Origin of the sequence: Leptospira haakeii, from assembly GCF_002812045.1 — a bacterium.
GTDB lineage: Bacteria > Spirochaetota > Leptospiria > Leptospirales > Leptospiraceae > Leptospira_B > Leptospira_B haakeii.
The window spans coordinates 584234-604543 of record NZ_NPEG01000001.1; the positions used below are offsets into that span (position 1 = coordinate 584234).

Annotated in this window: 16 protein-coding genes and 1 pseudogene; 8 read left to right on the top strand and 9 right to left on the bottom strand. The window is 38.7% G+C overall.

Annotated elements, in window-relative coordinates:
- Positions 1-75 precede the first annotated feature (75 nt).
- Positions 76-1950 (top strand): ABC transporter ATP-binding protein, encoded by a 1875-nt coding sequence (locus tag CH377_RS02790; protein ID WP_100722300.1) that lies wholly within the window; start codon positions 76-78, stop codon positions 1948-1950.
- Positions 1951-1954: 4 nt separating this feature from the next.
- On the top strand, positions 1955-2353 hold the full coding sequence (locus CH377_RS02795; protein WP_100722301.1) for an SET domain-containing protein: 399 nt from the start codon (positions 1955-1957) through the stop codon (positions 2351-2353).
- On the opposite strand, the gene CH377_RS02800 is transcribed toward CH377_RS02795, so the two are convergent.
- On the bottom strand, positions 2350-4395 hold the full coding sequence (locus tag CH377_RS02800) for a sigma-54-dependent Fis family transcriptional regulator (protein ID WP_100722795.1): 2046 nt from the start codon (positions 4393-4395) through the stop codon (positions 2350-2352). The genes CH377_RS02795 and CH377_RS02800 overlap by 4 nt on opposite strands.
- 342 nt (positions 4396-4737) lie before the next feature.
- On the opposite strand from CH377_RS02800, the gene CH377_RS02805 reads away from it, so the two are divergent.
- From CH377_RS02805 to yihA, 5 genes and pseudogenes are all read left to right on the top strand, one after another.
- On the top strand, positions 4738-6666 hold the full coding sequence (locus tag CH377_RS02805; protein ID WP_100722302.1) for a GAF domain-containing SpoIIE family protein phosphatase: 1929 nt from the start codon (positions 4738-4740) through the stop codon (positions 6664-6666).
- Between the two features lie 2 nt (positions 6667-6668).
- A complete protein-coding gene (locus CH377_RS19895) occupies positions 6669-6980 on the top strand; it encodes a PP-loop family protein (RefSeq protein ID WP_125172137.1) in 312 nt (103 codons plus the stop codon).
- Positions 6981-7021: 41 nt separating this feature from the next.
- Positions 7022-7225, top strand: a pseudogene (locus CH377_RS19900) (PP-loop family protein); the annotation flags it as partial.
- A complete protein-coding gene (gene tilS, locus CH377_RS19580) occupies positions 7214-7921 on the top strand; it encodes a tRNA lysidine(34) synthetase TilS (RefSeq protein ID WP_243401961.1) in 708 nt (235 codons plus the stop codon). The pseudogene CH377_RS19900 and the gene tilS, both read left to right, overlap by 12 nt.
- A gap of 15 nt (positions 7922-7936) precedes the next feature.
- Positions 7937-8611 (top strand): ribosome biogenesis GTP-binding protein YihA/YsxC, encoded by a 675-nt coding sequence (gene yihA, locus CH377_RS02815; RefSeq protein WP_100722303.1) that lies wholly within the window; start codon positions 7937-7939, stop codon positions 8609-8611.
- Between the two features lie 2 nt (positions 8612-8613).
- On the opposite strand, the gene CH377_RS02820 is transcribed toward yihA, so the two are convergent.
- The 3 genes from CH377_RS02820 to CH377_RS02830 form a co-directional block, all read right to left on the bottom strand.
- Positions 8614-9318, bottom strand: a complete 705-nt coding sequence (locus tag CH377_RS02820; protein ID WP_100722304.1) for a hypothetical protein — start codon at positions 9316-9318, stop codon at positions 8614-8616.
- Positions 9319-9395: 77 nt separating this feature from the next.
- Positions 9396-9734 (bottom strand): PilZ domain-containing protein, encoded by a 339-nt coding sequence (locus CH377_RS02825; RefSeq protein WP_243401940.1) that lies wholly within the window; start codon positions 9732-9734, stop codon positions 9396-9398.
- 99 nt (positions 9735-9833) lie between these two features.
- Complete coding sequence (locus CH377_RS02830; protein WP_100722306.1) at positions 9834-10772, bottom strand: MBL fold metallo-hydrolase; 939 nt, start codon at positions 10770-10772, stop codon at positions 9834-9836.
- A gap of 49 nt (positions 10773-10821) precedes the next feature.
- On the opposite strand from CH377_RS02830, the gene trmB reads away from it, so the two are divergent.
- Positions 10822-11469, top strand: a complete 648-nt coding sequence (gene trmB, locus CH377_RS02835; RefSeq protein WP_100722307.1) for a tRNA (guanine(46)-N(7))-methyltransferase TrmB — start codon at positions 10822-10824, stop codon at positions 11467-11469.
- Between the two features lie 8 nt (positions 11470-11477).
- On the opposite strand, the gene CH377_RS02840 is transcribed toward trmB, so the two are convergent.
- From CH377_RS02840 to rsgA, 5 genes are all read right to left on the bottom strand, one after another.
- Positions 11478-15050: a tetratricopeptide repeat protein gene (locus CH377_RS02840; RefSeq protein WP_100722308.1), complete on the bottom strand. Its 3573-nt coding sequence runs from the start codon at positions 15048-15050 to the stop codon at positions 11478-11480.
- Positions 15050-16669: an LIC10124 family lipoprotein gene (locus CH377_RS02845; RefSeq protein WP_243401941.1), complete on the bottom strand. Its 1620-nt coding sequence runs from the start codon at positions 16667-16669 to the stop codon at positions 15050-15052. Before CH377_RS02845 ends, CH377_RS02840 begins: the two co-directional genes overlap by 1 nt.
- A gap of 219 nt (positions 16670-16888) precedes the next feature.
- On the bottom strand, positions 16889-17818 hold the full coding sequence (locus CH377_RS02850; protein ID WP_100722309.1) for a FecR family protein: 930 nt from the start codon (positions 17816-17818) through the stop codon (positions 16889-16891).
- A gap of 204 nt (positions 17819-18022) precedes the next feature.
- Positions 18023-19336 (bottom strand): hypothetical protein, encoded by a 1314-nt coding sequence (locus tag CH377_RS02855; RefSeq protein WP_100722310.1) that lies wholly within the window; start codon positions 19334-19336, stop codon positions 18023-18025.
- Complete coding sequence (gene rsgA, locus CH377_RS02860) at positions 19320-20288, bottom strand: ribosome small subunit-dependent GTPase A (protein WP_100722797.1); 969 nt, start codon at positions 20286-20288, stop codon at positions 19320-19322. The genes CH377_RS02855 and rsgA overlap by 17 nt, the downstream gene beginning before the upstream one ends.
- Positions 20289-20310 lie beyond the last annotated feature (22 nt).

The following is a 20310-nucleotide window of genomic DNA, read 5'->3' on the forward strand; positions in this document are numbered from 1 at the left end:
TCCCGAATATACTGGGGAAATCGGAGAAATTTTTTTACTAACCGATACGCCCTTCTTCCCGCTGGGGATACATATATGACAAATAAACAGAAATTTACCGAAGGATTTAAATTCGGAAAACCACAAGCGACGTATTCTAACTCAAAAGCGGCCGGACCGAAGGTTCCTCAAGGAAGCCAGGCTGCGAGAGGTTCTTATTCTTCTTCTTTAGGACCAAGTTTTGGGGGAAATCAGTCTTCTTCCGAATCTCCTTTTCTTATTCTTCTTGGGTTAGGCAGATATTTTAAAAATTATAAAGTACGATTGGGAATCGTTTTAGGCCTTCTTTTTACTGAAATCATCGTTTATTCTGCGATTCCTTTCTCTTTTAAGTTTTTGATCGACGAAGCTTTAATAGGGAAGAACGAAACAGTTCTTTATATCACTGGAGCTCTTCTAGTCGGAGGCACGATCTTAATCACAGCTGCTGGAACAGTTAGGGATTATCTGTATAATTGGGTCTCCGCTCGTGCCATAAGAGACATGAGAGAAGAGTTATTCATTCACTTACAAAGAGTGAATCTGGACTTTTATGCAAATACTCGTTTGGGAGATGTTCTCTCAAGATTTTCCACCGACCTTTCTGCTTTAGAAAACGCAGTACTTGCATTGATTCCTTGGGGAATCTCTCCATTACTCGAAGCAATCTTTGGGACTGCATTACTATTCGCTTTGGATTGGAAATTAGGCGCAATTGCTACCTTGATCTGGCCAATCACTTTCTTAGGGCCGGTATTCTTCTCCACTAGATCTACTGCTGCAAGTTACGAAAGAAAGATAGAAGAAGCCAAGGTACTCACCGCTGTCGAGGAATCTATTTCTGCTCAGAATCTGATTCGAGTTTACGATTTAGATGGAGCTTTCTGGGATAAATTTAAAGGAAACTGCGAAAAACTATTTCATGTTTCCTTAAGATTAGGACTGACCAATTCTTATTTGGAACGTTCTGCTTCCGGTGGAATTCTACTTTTACAAGCAGTACTTTTGATTTCGGGTGCATGGTTTGCATTCCATGGAATGGTAAGCGTGGGAGCTTTGGCGGCTTTTCTTCCCCCATTCTTGAATTTGTCTTATTCTCTTCTTTATGTGTCCCAGTATTTCCCAACTATGAACCAAGCAAGCGGTTCCGCTAGAAGAATATTAGAGATCTTAAGGACTCCTACTTTCGAATCAGAAGGAGAACGTCCATTTGCACCTTCTGAATTACAAAATTCCATCAAACTAGAAGATTTACATTTCCGTTATAAAGGTAGAACTAAAAATCTTAGCGGCGTAAACCTAGAGATCAAAAAAGGAACATATACGGTTATCCTTGGTCAAAGTGGTTCCGGAAAAAGTACCATTCTAAAATTCATTTTAGGAATGATGGAGCCGAACCAAGGAAAAGTTTCTTTAGATGGAATCGCAATGGAGAAGATCCGTTTAGATGCTCTTCACTCCATGATTGGAATCGTATTCCAAGATACTTTCTTATTCCATACTAGCATTCTTGAAAATATTCGTATGGGACGTCCTGACGCAACTCCTGAAGAAGCGATCGAAGCAGCAAAACTTGCAGAGATCCACGAATTCATTTCCGCACTTCCAGATGGATACGAGACGATAGCTGGAGATAAAGGTTCTAAACTTTCAGGTGGAGAAAAACAAAGGATCGCTCTCGCAAGAGCCTTAGTACGTAATCCTCAAATTCTTCTCTTGGATGAAGCGACCTCTGCTTTGGACCCGATCACTGAAGCAAGGATCTTAAAAACTCTCCAAAAATTGAGAGAAGGAAGAACAATCGTTTCTGTGACCCATAGACTGACAGGTTTGCACGCTGCGGACCAAGTAGTGATCTTAAAAAATGGAAGTCTGGAACCTTATCCTTCTCCAGAAAATGATTCACTTTCCGCGGCCGCAATCGGATTATAGAAATATGCTGAAAGTACCGACTTACGTTTCCGAGTCTCCAATTGGAGGCCTTGGAGTTTTCGCGGGTAGAGATATAGAAGAAGGCGAACTCGTGTGGGAATTCCATCCTAAAACTGTTTGGACCCTAACAGAAGAAGAAGTCCAAGCTCTTCCTGAAAGACTCCAAAATCTGATCTATACATATTCATATTTGTTTGAAGGACAATGGTATTTCTGTGTGGATAATTCCCGCTTCATGAACCATAGCGATCAAGCAAACACTTTGGAAGATAAAAGTGGGGTTCAGGGAGAAAGTAATCCTTTAGGAAAAGACAGAGCTGTCCGTAAGATCCTAAAGGATGAAGAATTAACCTGTAACTATAAACAATTTGATCAAAACTGGAAGGAAAAACTTCCTTCTTAATAATCTATCTTAAGATCTTTGATCTTTTTATCTAGAGTGTTCCTGTTGATTCCTAAGAACTTGGCAACCCTGGTCTTGGTGTATTTGAATTTCTTCATTGCATACTTGATCAGTCTTGCTTCAACTTCTCCGACAACTACTTCCATAGCTCTTCCATCCAACGCATCTAAATGAGCAGGAGAGAACTTGGAACTTGCTACTTCGGAAGAAGCTTCCGGATCTACACCAACTTCCACATCTTCTCCCTCGTCGCCGTAAAGTATACGTCCGCTGATTTCTGAGAAGTCTTGGATATCCAACATTTCTAATTGAGAAAGAACCACTGCTCTTTCAATCACGTTCTCTAATTCACGAACGTTACCAGGCCAGCTATAGCTCATAAGAAGTTTGTGAGCTTCTCTAGTGATACCTTTGATCTTCTTAACATTTTCAGAAGTGTACTTGGTGATGAAATGATTGATCAGAAGAGGAATATCTTCCGGTCTTTCACGAAGAGGTGGGGTCAACATATTGACCACGTTCAAACGATAATATAAATCAGCTCTAAAGAGTTTTTGAGAGATGAGTTCTTCCAGATCTGCGTTAGTCGCAGCTATGATCCTAACGTCGATTTTCTTAGGTTTAACTGAACCTACTGCCTCTATTTCCTTTTCTTGAAGAACTCTCAAAAGTTTGGATTGAAGATTGAGATCCATCTCTCCGATCTCATCCAAGAAGATGGTACCTGTATCGGCCATCTCAAACTTTCCTTTTTTATCAGCGACGGCACCGGTGAATGATCCTTTTTTATGGCCGAATAATTCAGACTCCAAAAGATTTTCAGGAATAGCAGCACAGTTGATCTTGATAAAAGGTTTATCTCCTCTGGAAGAGTTATAATGGATCGCAGATGCGATCATCTCTTTTCCTGTTCCGGATTCTCCAGTGATCAATATAGAGGCGCGAGAATCGGAAACAAGTTGGATCATCTCGAAAAGTTTTTCCATAGACTTGGACTTTCCGATCAAAGAACCGAATTTATACTTATTCTTAAGTTCTCGTTTTAATAAGATGTTCTCTCTAGAGATTTCCCGCTTTTCTTCATCGATCAGTTTTTGGATACGGATCGCTTGGTAAATTACGGAGGCGACTACTTGAAGGAAGTCTAAATACGTTTTAAGGTCCACGTATTTTTTATGAACGAAGAATACGCTAACTACACCCAATACATCCGTATCAGATTTGATAGGTGCCGCAAGGAAACTAACGTTCTCAGGATTGTTTTTAAAATGGCTGGCATTTCCTAATCTATTCAGGAAATTTTCATCGCTTACGATTGATTCAACAATAACTGCTTCTCCGGATTCGTAAACTTTTCCGGTGACTCCTTCTCCAGGAAGGTAGACTCCTTTTTCCATTTCTTCTGCGGTGAGTCCTGATGCCGCACTGAGTTTTAGTATATTCTTCTCAGAATCAAATAGAACGATTGAACCTCTTTCAAGGTTGAGAGATTTATCCAATCGATCCATCACATCATCAAAAATTTCTTGGAGAACTAAGGTAGAAGTTACAGTTCTAGAAATATCTATGAGTACTTGTTGGATCTTATTCTTCTGTTCCAACTGTCTGAAAGTTTGAAGGTTTTTAAAGATCTGAGCCGCCATATTGGCGAGAGTGGAAACGAGCTCAAGATACTCTTCAGAGAAAGCTTGCTTTCTGCTAGAGTCGAGAGAAATAACTCCGATCACCTCATCTTCTACGATCATCGGAACTGCAAGCTCTGAAAGAATATCGTCCTTAATAGAAATATAATGTGGGTTTTGGGTAACATCGTTAACGATCATCCCTTCGCCGGAGGCCGCAACAATACCGGTAATACCTTCTCCAACCCTAAGCTTAACTTTTGTACGAACAGAAGGGTTCATTCCTCTGAAAGTAACGATATCTAAAACCTCATCTCCCCTGCTGATCAGCATGAGGGAACCAGACCCAACCTCACAAATTTGGATACATCTCTCCAAAATCAGATCCAGAAGACGATCTGGATCCAAAGTCGAATTCATAGCGGTTGCCACTTCTTGTATATGGCGGAGAGGGCTGGGTTTTATGTAACCGGACATCTGCTTAAAAAAGGTGCTGATTGATGATTTTGCGGTCAAGGAAAAAAACTTAAAATCCAAGCAACTCGCTTTGTTTCGAGGAAGGACTGCAAAATTTGCATCAGAATCGCTTCATGCTCACTATTTCAAATGACATAATATTACAAATGATCGATATACCTTCGAATTTTAGAATAAGATAAACTCCAAAATTTAGAACGAATTCTCGTTATTCGATGATTTTATTTAAAATGAGGTGAAAACGTCTTTCCTCTAGTAAACATTTTCTTTACTATTTTTCTCCGGATGTCCTGCGTATTTTGCGGAGAGTATTATCTTCCGGATGGGAAACTCAAAGATGGGAAATTTCTTTGTAATTCCTGTGGAAGAGAGTGGATCTTAGAAAAAAGAAAACGAAATAGGATCAAACCTCCAGAAGTTCACGCATTATCGAATGAGATCTTATTAGAATTTCTCTCCCTATTTAATACTAGTCCGAATTTGGATGACCTTCTCCAAAATTTTACAAACTTAGCATTCAGAAAATTGAATCTTCCCGGGATCTCCGTCATGGTGTATGAGCCGAGATTGGATCGTATCTTAGTAAAATCGTGCAAAAACAAAAAAGGTCCCGCTTTAGAGAAATTAGCATTTAGAATGGAGATCAAGAAGGGAGAACAGAACGGCCCTTTAGGACAAGCAATCGAAACTTGTAAATCGGTGTATTATCGATTTGATGAACAACCTCATAAACAGATCAGACAATATGGCCGAGTAAATAAGGTAGAATCAGAACTTTCAGTCCCTATCCATCTAAAAAAAGAAGTATTAGGATTAATTAATGTAGATTATGAAAAAGACGATCCCGTTCAAGCGGAAAAGGATCGTTACTTTTTAGAATTGATCGCTAGTCAATTTGCAACTACGCTAAAAAACAGAATTCTTTTCGAAGTTTCTCAAACTCAATCCAGAAATTTTAGAAACCTTCACTCTGCTGCTTTAAAACTCAGTAGTTTGGGATTCAAGTATAGGACTGAAATTTTCCGGGTCATTCTTCTTTCCTTAACTGAGTTTTCGGAAAGCAATCTATTCGTTTTAATAGAAAGAAAAATTGACGGAGAAGGAAATACAATTTCTACCGAAGGACATATACTTACGGGAAGTCCGAGAGCTCCCGAGATTAAACTGAATATTCAATTAAAGGGAGAATGGAGTATTCTCAAAAAGCCTACAGAATCTGGAATACTAATGGACTCTACAGATCTAAAAGAATGGAAAACTTTAGGTAGTAACGGAAAGAAAAAACACTTAGCTATCTTACCAGTACTACGCTCTGAAAATTCCGAGATCTGGATACTTCTCGCTAAGGAAGAAGAACTACACTGGAGCCCAGAAGAAATAGATGTATTAAACGCATTTGCAGTCCAAGCAGGGATCTCAGTCCAAAACTTTCATCTATTCCACCAAAGAGCCGAAAAAGAAAGATTAGATAAGGAAATTGAGATCGCGAGAGACTTACAAAGGTCATTACTTCCTAGAAAAATGCCGGATCATCCAAATTACGAATTCGGCGGAATAATGGTACCAGCAATAGGAGTTGGTGGAGATTATTACGATTTTATAACTCATCCCGCCAATAAAGAAACTTATGTATGTATAGGTGATGTAAGCGGTAAAGGAGTTCCGGCCGGTATAGTGATGGCGACCGTTAGAACAGTGATCCATTCTTTAGTCAGAAAAAATCCAAGTCCCTGGGAGATTTTACAAACGGTAAACACTTACCTATATCAGAACTATTTTAAGGATATTGTATCTCCGCGTTTCATGTCTTTAACCATTATTCATTGGGATCAAAATGAAAATCGTTTTGTTTTCAGTGGTGGAGGTCAGGGGAATATTCTGGTTTATCGTAAAAAGGAAAATCGTTTGGAAGAAATTCCTACAGGCGGAGTAGTTTTAGGGATAGATCCCGATATAGACCATTTTGAGAATAGTGGGGAATTTTACTTAGAACCCGGAGATTTTTTCCTGATGTTTACAGATGGAGTGTGGGAAGCCATGGACCCTTCTGAAGACTTTTTCGAAATGGATCGTCTACATAAATCTGTCTTTGAGGCAAGAAAAGAAAGTCTTCCTCTTCTTTTAGAAACTGTCCTAAAAAAGATAAAAAACTTTACCGGGGAAAGGGAACAGACAGATGATATTACTTTAATAGGCGTAAAACGTTTAAAATAAAAATGAACGAAACCTTAGAATCCATTTTTCAATCTGCTTGGTCTCAATTAGAAAATTACCAAGACTTTATGAAAAACAAACCTGCAGTTATAGCTTTTTCCGGTGGAAAAGATTCTTCCTTACTTCTTCAATTCTACCTTTGGCTTCATAATAAAAATCTAATTTCTCATTTTCCTATAATTTATCATTTGGATCATTCTATTCGTGATAATGCAGAACAAGAATCCGATATCTTAAAATATATCCGCTCTATAACCCCTAATTCGATCTTTAAAAAAAAAACGTTCCGAAGTTTTCAGCTAAGGCAAAATTAAGCTTAGAAGAAGCAGGAAGAGTCCTTCGATTTAGAGACCTAGAAAAAATTTCCGAAAAGATAAACGGTTATATTGCAACCGGACATCATGCGGAAGATTATTTAGAAACAGTACTTTTACAACTAATCAGAGGTGGTGGCTGGAATTCTCTAAGGACATTGGGACTTTTAGAGAATAATAGGCTCAGACCGTTATTATTATTCGGAGAACAGGATCGTAAGACTGCATTGGCAATGGCAGAGTGGCCCGTATTCGAAGATGAATCTAATCATTCTTCACGTTATCTCAGAAATAGGATCAGATCCGAACTTCTTCCCGTATTTTTAAAAGAAGGAGCTGATCCGGATAAAATTTTTCGTAATTTTCACGATTCAGATACGCCTAGAAGTGGAACAACAAACCGCAAAATAAACGAAGATGAGATTAGAACAGTATCCAGACGTATTTTGGAAGAAGAGCCCGCCTCCATTTGCAAACAAGTTTTGGATTTACATTTGAAAAGTTTAAGCCTTCATCCCCTGAATTCTCAATTTCTTGCGGACCTCCTTCATAACCTAGATAGAAAAGTTTCCTTTTCTCTCGAAAACAAAGAAGTTTGGTTTTGGAAAAGTGTTTCGTCAGATTTGTACATCTTACCCAAAACCGCTTCTTATTTGAAACCGTTCAGCTATAACTCTGACTCTTTCTTTTTGAAATGGAACGGTAAAACAAAGAAGATCCCGAAAAATTGCGAGCCGTCTAACGACGGAGAAGGAGAAAAAATCCTGCTTGGAGGAATCCATCGAGACGTTTCCGAAATCCTTAGAGAGAAAGAGATTCCGGTTCCGGTCAGAAAAATGCTACCCATTCTAAAACGGGAAGGGAAAACTGTATTGGTTTGTCTTCGTATGTGGGATGCCCGTTTGGATGATATTCGATCGGATGATTTCCAACAAGATTAGAGAGTCCAGAGGTTTATGGAAGAACTCCAAGAATTAAAGCCGGACCCATTCTTTAGAGAAGTTAGATTTCTATCTTCTTATGCAGATGCTTCTAAAGTTCCTTCCAAAGGTATTCCTCATATCGCATTTGCAGGTCGTTCCAACTCCGGAAAGTCCAGATTATTAAACGCAATCGTAGAAAGAAAATCTTTGGCAAAGGTTTCTGCAACCCCTGGTAAAACTAAACTTCTTAACTTTTTCTTAGTTTCAAAATCTTTATTCTTAGTTGATACTCCTGGTTTCGGTTATTCCGCAAATTCTCATAAAGATCATGAGCAGATGATGGATCTTTTGATGAACTATCTAAACTCGGCCAAAGATCTAAAATGTCTGTTCTTATTGTCAGATGCTCAAAGAGAATTGCCTGACGAAGAATTAGAATTAATTGGTACCTGTTTCGAAAAAGGAACTAAACCTGTTTTAATCCGTACTAAAGTAGATAAGCTCAATCAGTCTGAACTTTCCAAACTTAGAAAAAAAATGAAAAACATCCAAGGATTATATCCTATGTTAGAAATTGTTTTTGTTTCTCCTAAGTATGGAAAAGGTCTACCCGAGCTCAGAAAGATAATAGAGAATATGATGAAATCCTTGATAATTCCTCCTATGGAAGAAGACACGATCCCTCAAGAGATCAATGAACAAGGTTAAAATTAAGCGTGAGTTTCTAAAAGATTGCCGGCTGCGTTAATCGCATCACCGTAATATACTTGTCCAGCAAATTGGATCTGTTTTTGATTTAGTTCTTGGATTGTTTTTAAAGTCTCTTCCAAAAGAGCTTTCAGTTTTTCCTGGCTTAAAGCCATCTCCAACTTACGTTTTCTTTCGATAAGTTCCATGTGACGACGAGCTTCGTCTTCCGACTTTCTTTCCGGATCCTCATGAGAAGAAACCTGATTCTTATCCAATCGATTCAATTCCAGATCGATATCTCTTAGTTCAGACATAAGTTCCCATTCTTTATCAGATATGAGATCAGAATGAGAAGCCGCTTCGTTTTTCTTAGTAGAATCAGCCTGTTTGCTGGAATTTTCACCTTCTGCTTCATCTAAAGCTAAAAGATTGGATTTCTTTTCTTCGGTCTTTTTGATTGTTGTTGCTTTGGTTTCCCCAGCAACTGCCACTAATTTTCCGTCTCTAAGTTCATATTCGATCGATACGTCAATGGATCGAAGCTCAGCATTATCTCGTATTGCTTCATTGCGAAACTCTGCGACATGTGCAAGTTCATGAGAAATGACATGGAGTACAGAACTAACCTGAGGCGCACTTTCCAGTTGCCCATGGCCAATGTACTTAACCGAACTATCTTTCGGTCTTTCCATCATGGAAGAAGATTGTATAACTCCCAGGTTCATCCTATTATAAATGTCGGCCTGGCAAGCCTTGAGTTTAGAGTTTGGGAAAAAAATTCCCTTTACTTAATAGAAAAACGTTATCTGCAATTCGCTATCTTATTGAGTATCTCAAGTATACTTGAGTCACAAAGATCATGGAATACAATCGCATATCTTTGTCCCATATCGCTAACAGTTTTACGAATAACCTCTCCTGGTATCTCGCAGGTAAACATTGGTGACATAATTGTTATCTTTTTGCCAGGACTCCAATCCTCATTCGAAAGAATGGATGCTCCTATCATAGATATATCTACCAGAATACCTTCGCTCCAATTTCCTCCCTCGAAAAGTTTAACCCGATTGTCTTTACGGAATCTTGTATAAAATCTTTTATCCGTCAGCGAATCGGGCACTACCTTGCGAGAAGGATTCATCCCGATCTCTAGTTCTTGCATAGGCGGAAGAGGATACAGTACTAAGAAAAAATTTCAAAGAAGATTTCTTATAAGCATAAGATTCTTTTAAAAAAAAGACTATAAATTAAATATATCGGCTTCCCTAGCTAATACAATCTCTGCTAGGGTAGTAGATTGGTTTTCTTGATTGAACATTCGTATGATTTCTTCATCCGGATGATCTGGTTCATGATGAGTTAAAACCAGTTTATTTACACCCAGAACTTCTCCACAACGAACAGCCAATCTACCGGAGGTATGGCCCCAACCGATCTTACGATCCGCTTCTTCGGAGCTATATTGAGCATCTATGATCAGCATGTTAGGACTTCCGAATTTAGCGCGTAAATGTTCGAATTCGGAAAGATCCTCTTCTCTAACTTCTACATCTGTGCAGAACAAGAAACTTTTTCCATTCTCTTCTATATGATACCCTGTACAATTACCAGGATGCTTCAAAAGGAAAGGAGTTACTTTAAAATCACCTATCTCAACTGTCTGTTGTCTTTGAAGAAGAGTGAATGTTTTTTTAGACATCATCTCATCCAATGTGATCGGGAAGTTTTCAGGATTTTGTTGGCGATCGAATCTTTCTTTCAGATTGGAAATGGTGGAATAAAAATCTACTTGAACGCTTGGAATGTATCCAGGTTTAAAAAAAGGCCAACCTTGTATATGATCCCAATGAGTATGTGTCACTAAAATTTTGATAGTGCCGCCTTGAGCTATACCTTCTTTCAGAAGATCATTGCCCAGTTCTCTCATTCCGGAACCACAATCTATAATTAATTTCTGGCCTTTTGTTGATTCGACATATACACAAGTGGTGTTTCCACCCACAGGACGTAACAATTCCGGGCTCAATGATTGTAAGAATGTAGGAACGGAAAAGGTTCCGTTCTTATATTTAAATTCCCTATGAGCGGACTCTAGGATCTTTTCTAATTTTTCTCTATATTCTGAACCGGAAAGCGGAGTAGGAAGTGATCCTCTTACTCCGTATAATTTTATTTTCACTGTATTAAATTAGACAACTAAGAGATTTGGTATTTGCAGGTATTCAGCGATGACATCGAATTTTCGTGAAAAACAATGGAAGATCGCTACTAGAATCCCCTTTACCTCTGATTATTTCTTAAAATTAAACCCCGGAAGTAAATTAAAAAAAAACGATTTGTTTTCCGAAGAATTCGGGACATATTATCTAGAGTTAGGTTCTGGCTGGGGAGAAGTCGCTGTGTCCTTGGCCAAAGACAATCCAAAGACCGGTTTTATCCTTATGGAGAAGAAGGCGGATCGTTTACGCAAAACAATCCGCGATCTGAAAGAGCAAGATATCCAGAACGTTAAACTTCTTTCAGTGAACTTTAATTGGTTTTTAGAAGAAATTTTCGAATCAGGTATTTTCGATGAGATACTTCTGAACTTTCCCGATCCTTGGCCTAAACGTAGACACCATAAACACAGAACTTTAAATCCTAGATTTCTAGATACGATTCATATTCTTCTGAAAAACAACGGCGTATTCCATTTTGCGACCGATTACGGCCCTTATGCGCGTAAAGGAATTCGTCTTTTTCGGGACGATCTTAGATATAAACCTATCAATTCTGAGTTTTCTCTCCAAAGAGCAAATTTCCCAATCTCCCATTTCGAGCAGGAAAAACGGGAGATTGGCTCCCGTATTTACTATTTGGATCGGATCAAAATCTAAAACAATTTTTAGTGATACAATAAGGAGTAAACATTGTCTGAATCTTGGACTAATTTGTAAGTCCAGACAGCTTCTCCCTTTTCATCATATCTGACGGCAGTATTATCTTTATATAATACTATTACATCTTTCTTTTTGCCAGGTAACAGACCTTCTACTTCTTTACTGGAAATTTTGATTTCCTTCAGACTGGAGGAATCTGCGTCTACACGATAAATTTTATCGTTACCTGCAAACCAGAGAGAGTTTCCTCTTACACTAAAAAGATTAGCAGACTTGTCTAAAATTTCAGTTTTAGTTGCTTTCCCTTTTCCCGAAACATATACGATCTCTTTATCGGTTCGGAAAAATGTTCCATCCTCGGTAGCCCCAAGCAATCTTGGATTCGTAGTTCCGGTCCATGCAGAGTCCACATCTTTGCTCAGTTTTGCATCTGCATATAAAATCTTATCTTCTTTAGAAGAAGATTGGACTAAGAACACTTGTCCTTTTTTAGATGCTGACCAAGTTTTAGAGTCCAGTGGGATGGATTTATTTTCTTCAAAAGTATCCGAGTAGCTGGTTAAGGTTCTTTTTCCGGAGTTTTCAGTTTCTACTAAAATTCTATCTCCTGAGACCAATGCCTTCTTGAACATTCCCGGTAGGTTGATTGTTTGAAAAATAGAACCAGAGTTTTGATCTCTGACTTCTAAACTTCTATCTGTGAATGCGTACACTCTACGATCTGCCAGAACATTACGGAAAGATTTAGTACTTGTTATTCTCCAAAGACGGATTGCTCTATTTTTATCTAACGCTTCAATAGAAGTCCCGTAATTCATCAATAACAGATCGTTGATGATGACTGGAACTCCGATCAAAGATCCACGATTCGGGAATGGCTGTAAGATTACAGGAGTATCTGAATCAGAAAGAACCAATCTTTCTGCCTGGCCGGAATAAGGAGAATTCGGATATTTTTCTGCGAGTTCCCTTCCTAATTCTATAGCTAATTTTTTATATTCTGCATTTGCAGGATTTTTAATTTTTAATTCAGAAAGAATTCTGATACGTGCATGTAAAAACTTTTCATCTCTTTCAAGCTCGAGAGCTTTTACGATCTCAGCATCTGCAGCTTCCAAATCTCCTTTCTTAAAATAAATATAGGAAAGTTGGAAATGTGCATCCGGGAAGTCTGGATTCTTCTTTATGATTTCTTTAAATATTTCAACTGATTGCTCTAGAAGATTATCATTAAAAAGAACGATACCAATATTATAAGGAGCTAATTCATTTTCAGAATCCGCTTTCATAGCACTTTCGAATTCTTCTTTGGCTTCTTTACTCTTATTCTGATTATAATAAGCGATCCCTTTACCAATTCTAGAAGCGGTGAATTCAGGATTTAACAGCCAAGAGCGATTAAACGATTCGATCGCAGTATCATAATTTTTCTTTTGAAGAGCAATGATCCCAAGCTGATAATGGCTATAGTAAGAATCCTGTTTTTTCTCTAAAACCTTTTGGAATCCTTTCTCTGCATTATCCACTTCTCCCTTTCTAAGTAAGAAGGCATAGATTGCTTCTTGAGCAGCCAGATTTTTAGATCCATCGGGAGAATTTTCTAAAAGAGAAATCCCTTTTTCTTCCATTCCCATCGCAAGATAACATTCAGCGACCTTAATATACAGGGTCAGCTTTTTAGTCTTATCATACGCAGATTGGTAAAGAGGAACCGCTTTTTCGTAAGATTTATTATCGAATAGACGATTTGCCTTTTGGATTGTAGGAACTACTTCAGAGAACTTTCTGTTCTGATCGATAGTTTGTTTCGCTTCTGCGATTTCGGGAAGATCTTTAGTTAGTTTTTCAGCCTTTGCCAACCAAGAACTTGCAGAATCATAATTTGCTTTTTCGTTCTCTTCTAACGCGATCTTATAATAAAGAAATGCCAAACGGAATTGGATAGATTCATTATCCGGATACTTCTTCATTAAATTTTTATAAGTATTTTCAGCCTTATCGAATTCCTTTTTGTCTTCGTAAGTTCTAGCGAGCACTATTCCGGAAAGTGGATCATTTCCAGTAATTGCTTCCAATTCTTTAGTGTACTGAACCACTTTAGATTGGTTTTTTTGAGCAGAATAAAGACGGATTAAACCTTGGAGGGCAGGAAGGTTTCCTTTCTGTAGACTCAGAGCTTTTAGGTAATTCTGCTCCGAAAGTTTTACATCTCCACTGATCTGATATAAACGACCATAAGCAGTATAAACTCCAGGATCATCCTGGTCCTTCGCTTTCGCACGATCAAAGTAGGTCTTTGCGGATTTAGTATCTCCTTTACGAAGACGTAGATCTCCTTCATGGATCAACTCTGAAGATTCTAAGAAGGCGGCAACCTTTTTGGTTTCTTCATCCGATTTTAAAGTTTCCAATTCGTTCTTAGCGGTTTTGTATCTATGCTCAGAAGCCAGAAGATAGACAAGGTTCAAAACAGGTTCCTTATAATTCGGATCCAGCTCGCGAGCCTTGCTAAAAGAAACCATCGCCTTTGCATTTTCGCCCAAAGACTTTTGGTTCAAGCCGATTTGGTTATAGATAGTTGCGTTTTTAGGGAAGAATGGAATGGCCTTTTCTAAAACGGAAATTGCTTTCGGATTATTCCCTGACTTGCTATAAGCGGATGCGAGACCAGAATATCCTTCTAAGTAATCTGCCTTTAATCTTAGCGAAGTTTCGAATGCTTTAATCGCACCGTCTGTATCATTAGAAAGTATCTTTGCATTTCCTAAAAATACAAATGGGGAAGGGTTCTTAGGATCTAATTGGGTAGCAGAAGTAAAATATTGGACCGCTTCTCTGTAACTTTTTGCTTTGAGGGCGGCATTCCCTTTTTCTAATAGACCAGCCACTTTAGTAGCGGAAGCAGATTGTTTAGCAGATGCCAGATCCGGATCCGCATTTCTAGCCTTCTCAAAATAAGACTCTGCTGCTTCGTAATCTTTTACTTGAACTGCAGTGTCTCCCAACTGCATGTACAATTGAGCTTTAAATTTAAACTTATCTTCCGGAATTGACTTGAGAGCGGAGTACGCCTCGTCATATCTTCCGATCGTTTTTAATAATACTGCTTTTTTGAATGTATAAGAGCTTCCATCTACCTTAGGAAGTTTTTCTAATTTGGAATAAATTTCTAAAGCATCCTTATTTGCCCCTTGAGAAGTGTATAAGATCCCAAGAGTCAAAAGAATTTGCTCATTCTCCGGATCTAACTCCGTTCCTTTTTTCAAAGAGTTCAAAGAATCTTCCGTTTTACCTAAACGATATTCGGAAGAACCGATGAGATAATAACCTTCGGCAGTAGGGTATGCTTTTACGGCCTCTCTACCTTTAGAAAGAGAGACTTCGAATTTCCCTTTTTGAAAAGCGGAGTTTCCTTCGTTGATCAGTCTTGATGCTTGTTTTAATTTTTGAGCGGCAATGATGTCTTTTTCTAAGATAGCATCTTGAGAGTTTGATTTTCTGAAATCTTTAGAAATACATTGAACCGCAAAAACGGAAACAATAGAAAATATTATAAAACGAGAAAGTAAACGATTCATCACTTATATCCCTTATAGAGAATCTTCAGATCTTTGATGGGAGTTTTTTCCCTAAACTCTTCTCCTCTGGTCAAAACGGAAACAGTCCAGAGTCCTCCTGCAGGCAAGTCTCCCTGCCAAACCACGTCTCTTCCTAAGTATAGAGACAATTTTTTGTTTTTTAAATCCGTTTTGAATAGGAATGGACGGCCTATATCCTTATCCACATCCAAATATTTATAAGTGCTAAGCGTCTTTCCATCGGAAGGAAATTGGAAGATAGAGACCTTCTCCTTTCCTGCAATAACTCCCAAAGAAAGGCCATTCAAATGGAATGTAACCGCAACCGAACCATCTCCATGATCCACAGGAAGTAAGAAATAACCTTCGATCTCTACCTCTTCCGGAATGAATGGAAGAGAATACACTCCGTTCCAACCGTTGGATAAGTTTTTCTTTTTCGCAAATTCCAAACCGGTCGGCCCGAAAGGAGAAAATCCAAATTCTCCGGATGGTTTCCAGAACTCTAACTCTGACAATAATCCATATCCGAAATAAGGAAGTGCCAATTCTACCAAACGATCGGGTTTTACATCCAAGATTCCTTCGTAATATACATAAGCACCGTCAGCGCTTTCTTTTAGAAGTTCCAACTGATAAGCACCTGGAGTTAAATTACTACGAAAGAAAGGAGTCTCTCCCTGCTTATAACCGTCCAAAGAAACCGAAAGTCCATTAGGCACAGTGATTACTTTAGCAGATCCTAATGTACGATCTTCTTCCCATTCTTGGAAGAGGAAACTTTTTTTGCCTGCTCTTACTTGGATGGTCTTAGTGATCGGTTTTTTTCCTTTTAAGATTACTTGAATATCTTGGATTCCTTCTTGGATTGGGACCTCAGTCAGTGGAGTATTTCCTAATGACTTTCCTTTCCAAAGAATCTCGGTATCCCCGGAAGAAGCTCTTACTGTTAAGGTGCCTTTGATGGAAGAACTTACGATTTCTTTAATTCTAGTTAAATCGGGCTTTCTATCCCAAACCGGAACCGTGGTTTGTTTAGATTCGAGTGAAATTACTCTATCAGAAGATTTCCAGAAGATTGCTTGGTTCCAAGCTCCTACTTCTTCACTTGAAACCGGGCGTTTGAAAGAAAGTCCAAAGTCTCCATAAGATGTTGCATCCACTGAATCTTTTAATTCGAATTTAAAAGTCCAACCTGCATCAGATTCAGTTACCGAACCCAAAACCAAAACATCCACATCCTTGGATTTTAATTCCTGGGTTAATCCGGCCTTATTCTTCCAAACATCCGGAGAAATTTTTGCATTCGAATACTTTACATCTTTCCAGATTAAACTGATCTCTTGCTCGAAGTAAGAGGCCAATTTTTTATCCACCGATTTAGGATATTCTATAGGAGAGAATGCTAAGATTGGGACCTCATGTCCCGCTTTACGAACCCGAAAGTCGGTTTCGGATTCTCTAAAAATGAATACACTCTCGGAATCGCCTATCGGCTTGTAATACGGTTCTTGTATCAGTTTAGAAGGTTCATTTAACTTCTGTACCGAGGAGCAAGTAAGCCCAAAACTCGTAATAAGAGAGAATATAATAAGATTACGAAATGAATTGTTCCCCATCCCGTAAAAAAATTTCCCAGGGACTGATTTAGCAAATCTTTTCCTAGTTCTGGAAAAAATGAGGGCTTTTTTGCAAAGAATTATCCGACCTCGGTTGGTCTTTCTGGAGTATTAGAAAATTACGAATCGTTTACGCAAGAATGCGTATAAGAAGAGAAACCCCGCTGTAAAGCGGGGTCCTATAGAATTAGAAAAGCGGAAAAGAAGAAAGAAACTAGATTAGAAAGTTTCTTTCGGATTAAGTTTCAACTTTTCTTTTTGAACGTCTTGTTGAACGTACTTAGTTTCGTTCACTTGCTGAGCAGTTCTTGCTACTTCGTCTGCATTCGCTCTAGTAGCCTCACGTTTCTGCAATTGGGTACGAACTTCTTCCACTGTGGAAGCCTGGCTCAAAATGCGAAGTTCTTCGCTGGATGCTTTTAGCTCATCCACCAGGTTATTATATTCTAAAACGTCGTTTTTCTTAAGAACGATCAATCCTTTCAGTTCCTTTACTGACTCAGGTCTTAGAGAAAGGATAAGTTTTTCAGTCAATTTCTGGTTTTTCTTCAGAGTAATCTCTCTGTTTCTTTCCAAGATGACTTCAGACTCTTCTCCAACTTTAGATACAGCAACAGAACCTTCTAATACTGCGAATTTAACATCACAATGGTCTTCTGCGCAGTTTACTTTTTTGCCTGTTGGGTTTTCAACAGAAGTTAAGAAGGTAGTTCCACGAACTCCCGCAAGAGCAGTAGGAGTTACAACATTGAAATCAGAGTTTTTGTTCTCTTTACGAACCAGAGTTACGATCCTTCCGTAGTTCAGATTGACCTTAACGTTAGTTCCTTCGTCTCCGACTAGTGTAGCAACGGATACTTCACTTTCTTTGGAAACTTTGATGATACCACTTTCGGCAACCATGATCTCCACGGATCCATTTTTACCGGTAAGGATAGTGTCTGCAGCAGTTACTGTCTGACCGAATTCGGCTTTTTTCTCACCTTCGGCGGACTGGACTTTTACGTCTCCGTTCAACCAAACAATCTTAGCACTTGAAGATGCTGCTTCTGATTTTATTTGGCCACTGCTTGTTTTAGGACTACAGGCGATCAGATAGCTGATTGCCAATAGAGTCATTAGAATTAGGGTGTTTTTACTTTTTAACATATATTCTCCCCCGCTTTTTAAGCTTAAGAATCCTCTAGATATAACAAACTAACAAGGACTTTTTACCAATACTTATGTTTAAACCATTTTACAAAAAGCAAAAGATTTGGTTTGGAAAAAAATTTCCTAAAAATGCCCCTTTGGCAGATTCTACTAGAAAGTATAAAAACTAACCCTTAAGGGTTAGCAATATGAGAACTGATTCTATTTTTTCTCAGCCTTTTTAGGCTCTACTTCAGGTAAAGAATCCAGTTCTTCTTCCAATTTGCACTTCGGATAATGATCAGCGCTTAGACTTGAGCCTACCCAACCGAATGCTTCTTGAGATGAGATAACATGAATATCCCAACCTTGCACTATATTCGGACAATCCCAGACCTTATTCTTACATAATACCTGGCTCGCCTTTGGTTTTGGATAAGCCCAAGCAGCAGGAGGATGAAGACATTGCATCTCCACCTCTGCCAACTTACGCATACGCTTTACATTTTCTTCAAATTGTTTGAATAAGTTCACCAAAGGGTTAGCAAGCACTTCGTTAAAGTAACCTCTGGAAGTGTTATACGCTAGGAAGTATACCAATTCTTCCATTACATATTCTTTATCATGGGAGAAGGAGCTAACTGTATGAATATATCTAGCGATCTTTAAGGAATCAGTGAGAAGTTCTCGTAACAAATCTTCCGATTTATCGGGAAGCCCAGCGTCTTCTTCGTCGTCGGGAGTAGAATCACTTTCTCCATCATCCACCATCATCTCTGCAAAGAACGTTTCGTCTGGATTTTCTCTTTCAGTTTTTTTAGAACCTGAGGCTACAACTTCTACATTGTCTTGAAGCCCAAGCGGAACGTGGTTAGAAGCAGCGGAACATACAAATTCGGGAAGATCCAACTTCTGCATGAAATTAGCGCACTGTTTTGCAATCCTTGTTTTTTCAGTATCATCCGGGAATGGTTTATTCCATTGGTCTCCGGTAACCCGAGCGATATCCATAAAGATCCCGCCAAGAAAAGAATATCTACGTAACATTTTATATTTGAGCGCATCAGGGATCAGAACGATTCCCAAAGCCAATAATCCTAATTCGCAGATATGTTTGAAAAAATGAGGATTTGTTTCGTAAACTTTAAAGAGCGCGAGTAAATGTTTCTTATTATTGATCCCGTTACGAATAATTCCCTTAAAATTGAATTTATTCTCTTCGTACATGAACTTTAAGAATTTCTTATCCGTATTCTTAAGTTGTAAAACGATCTTCTCGGCCATCTTGTCCTGGATCTGACCGATTAATTCTTTGGTTAATTTTATCTTAAATTCCGGATTATACTGACCCTTAATTTCCTTTAATCGGGTAAGAGCAGATTCTTTTACCTGAACCTCCTCCTTTACTAGAATATTACCGCTATTGTCCTCGATCGCATTTAGGAAACGTAACATATTCCCGGCGTTATAATCGCGTACGAAGTTTAAAACCTCGTCGATCGAGTTGTATTCTACCGATTTAGGATTTACTTTCATTCTTTAAGTGATCTCTACGTGTGATTCTAAACGGGTTTTCCAGGCTTGCAAGCATAGATTCCAAGCTCTTTCTTCTTTCCGTACTTATATCGGTCGCTTCTCCCATAGAAAATAACATTTTGCATCCGGGACCCGCGTCACAACAGTCGGAAATATCACATTCTTCTTTATACTTTCTCAATTCCGGGTAACTTTCCAAGATCTCACCTTTGGTTAAGTGTAAGATCCCCCATTCTTTGATACCTGGAGAATCGATTAATACGATATCATCATCCAATACTAGAAAGTTTGAGTTTGTAGTCGTATGTTTACCCTTCTTAGTGGAAAGACTGACCTGAGAAGTTTTTTGCAATTCCCTATCCGATAAGACGTTTACTAAGCTAGATTTTCCTACTCCCGAATTCCCAACTAAGTAGGTAGTTTTTGAAGAAAACTTTGCGCATAGTTCTTCTAGACCTTGGCCGGTCTGGCAAGAAACAATAATTATATCATAGCCTAAATCTTTATATACGGAAGAACGTTTAATCGCAGTTTCTTGGTCCACTAAATCCGATTTTGTGAATATGATCAGGGGAGGGACCTGGGAAAGATACGCGGCCGCCAAACAACGATCCAAAAATCCATCTTTCGTTTCAGGATCTTTCAAAGAGGCAAGTACTGCAATTTGATCTACATTAGCACAAAGTACCTGTGCATCTCCCTCTTTACTTTTACGTAAAAGTTCATTTTTGCGGGATAATCTTTCTTCGATTGCCCATTCTCCGCCGGATTCCATGGCACAGACCCTGTCGCCTACAACAAAGGGGTGTCTTTCTTTTGCGGAAATATTTCTGAGCCTTCCTCTAAGTACGGCTCTTACTCTTCCTCTTTCTGGAGAATATAAATCATAGAAGGCTCCGAAGACCCTTGCTATCGTAAAAAACTCCTTTACTGGAATCGTGGAACTAGACATTCTTAAGCCTAATTTTACAGGC

Coding starts and splice junctions, on each gene's coding strand:
- CH377_RS02790 (WP_100722300.1), top strand. CDS start 76: ATGACAAATAAACAGAAATTTACCGAAGGATTTAAATTCGGAAAACCA.
- CH377_RS02795 (WP_100722301.1), top strand. CDS start 1,955: ATGCTGAAAGTACCGACTTACGTTTCCGAGTCTCCAATTGGAGGCCTT.
- CH377_RS02800 (WP_100722795.1), bottom strand. CDS start 4,395: ATGAATTCGACTTTGGATCCAGATCGTCTTCTGGATCTGATTTTGGAG.
- CH377_RS02805 (WP_100722302.1), top strand. CDS start 4,738: ATGTCCTGCGTATTTTGCGGAGAGTATTATCTTCCGGATGGGAAACTC.
- CH377_RS19895 (WP_125172137.1), top strand. CDS start 6,669: ATGAACGAAACCTTAGAATCCATTTTTCAATCTGCTTGGTCTCAATTA.
- tilS (WP_243401961.1), top strand. CDS start 7,214: ATGGCAGAGTGGCCCGTATTCGAAGATGAATCTAATCATTCTTCACGT.
- yihA (WP_100722303.1), top strand. CDS start 7,937: ATGGAAGAACTCCAAGAATTAAAGCCGGACCCATTCTTTAGAGAAGTT.
- CH377_RS02820 (WP_100722304.1), bottom strand. CDS start 9,318: ATGAACCTGGGAGTTATACAATCTTCTTCCATGATGGAAAGACCGAAA.
- CH377_RS02825 (WP_243401940.1), bottom strand. CDS start 9,734: ATGAATCCTTCTCGCAAGGTAGTGCCCGATTCGCTGACGGATAAAAGA.
- trmB (WP_100722307.1), top strand. CDS start 10,822: ATGACATCGAATTTTCGTGAAAAACAATGGAAGATCGCTACTAGAATC.
- CH377_RS02840 (WP_100722308.1), bottom strand. CDS start 15,050: ATGAATCGTTTACTTTCTCGTTTTATAATATTTTCTATTGTTTCCGTT.
- CH377_RS02845 (WP_243401941.1), bottom strand. CDS start 16,669: ATGGGGAACAATTCATTTCGTAATCTTATTATATTCTCTCTTATTACG.
- CH377_RS02850 (WP_100722309.1), bottom strand. CDS start 17,818: ATGTTAAAAAGTAAAAACACCCTAATTCTAATGACTCTATTGGCAATC.
- CH377_RS02855 (WP_100722310.1), bottom strand. CDS start 19,336: ATGAAAGTAAATCCTAAATCGGTAGAATACAACTCGATCGACGAGGTT.
- rsgA (WP_100722797.1), bottom strand. CDS start 20,288: ATGTCTAGTTCCACGATTCCAGTAAAGGAGTTTTTTACGATAGCAAGG.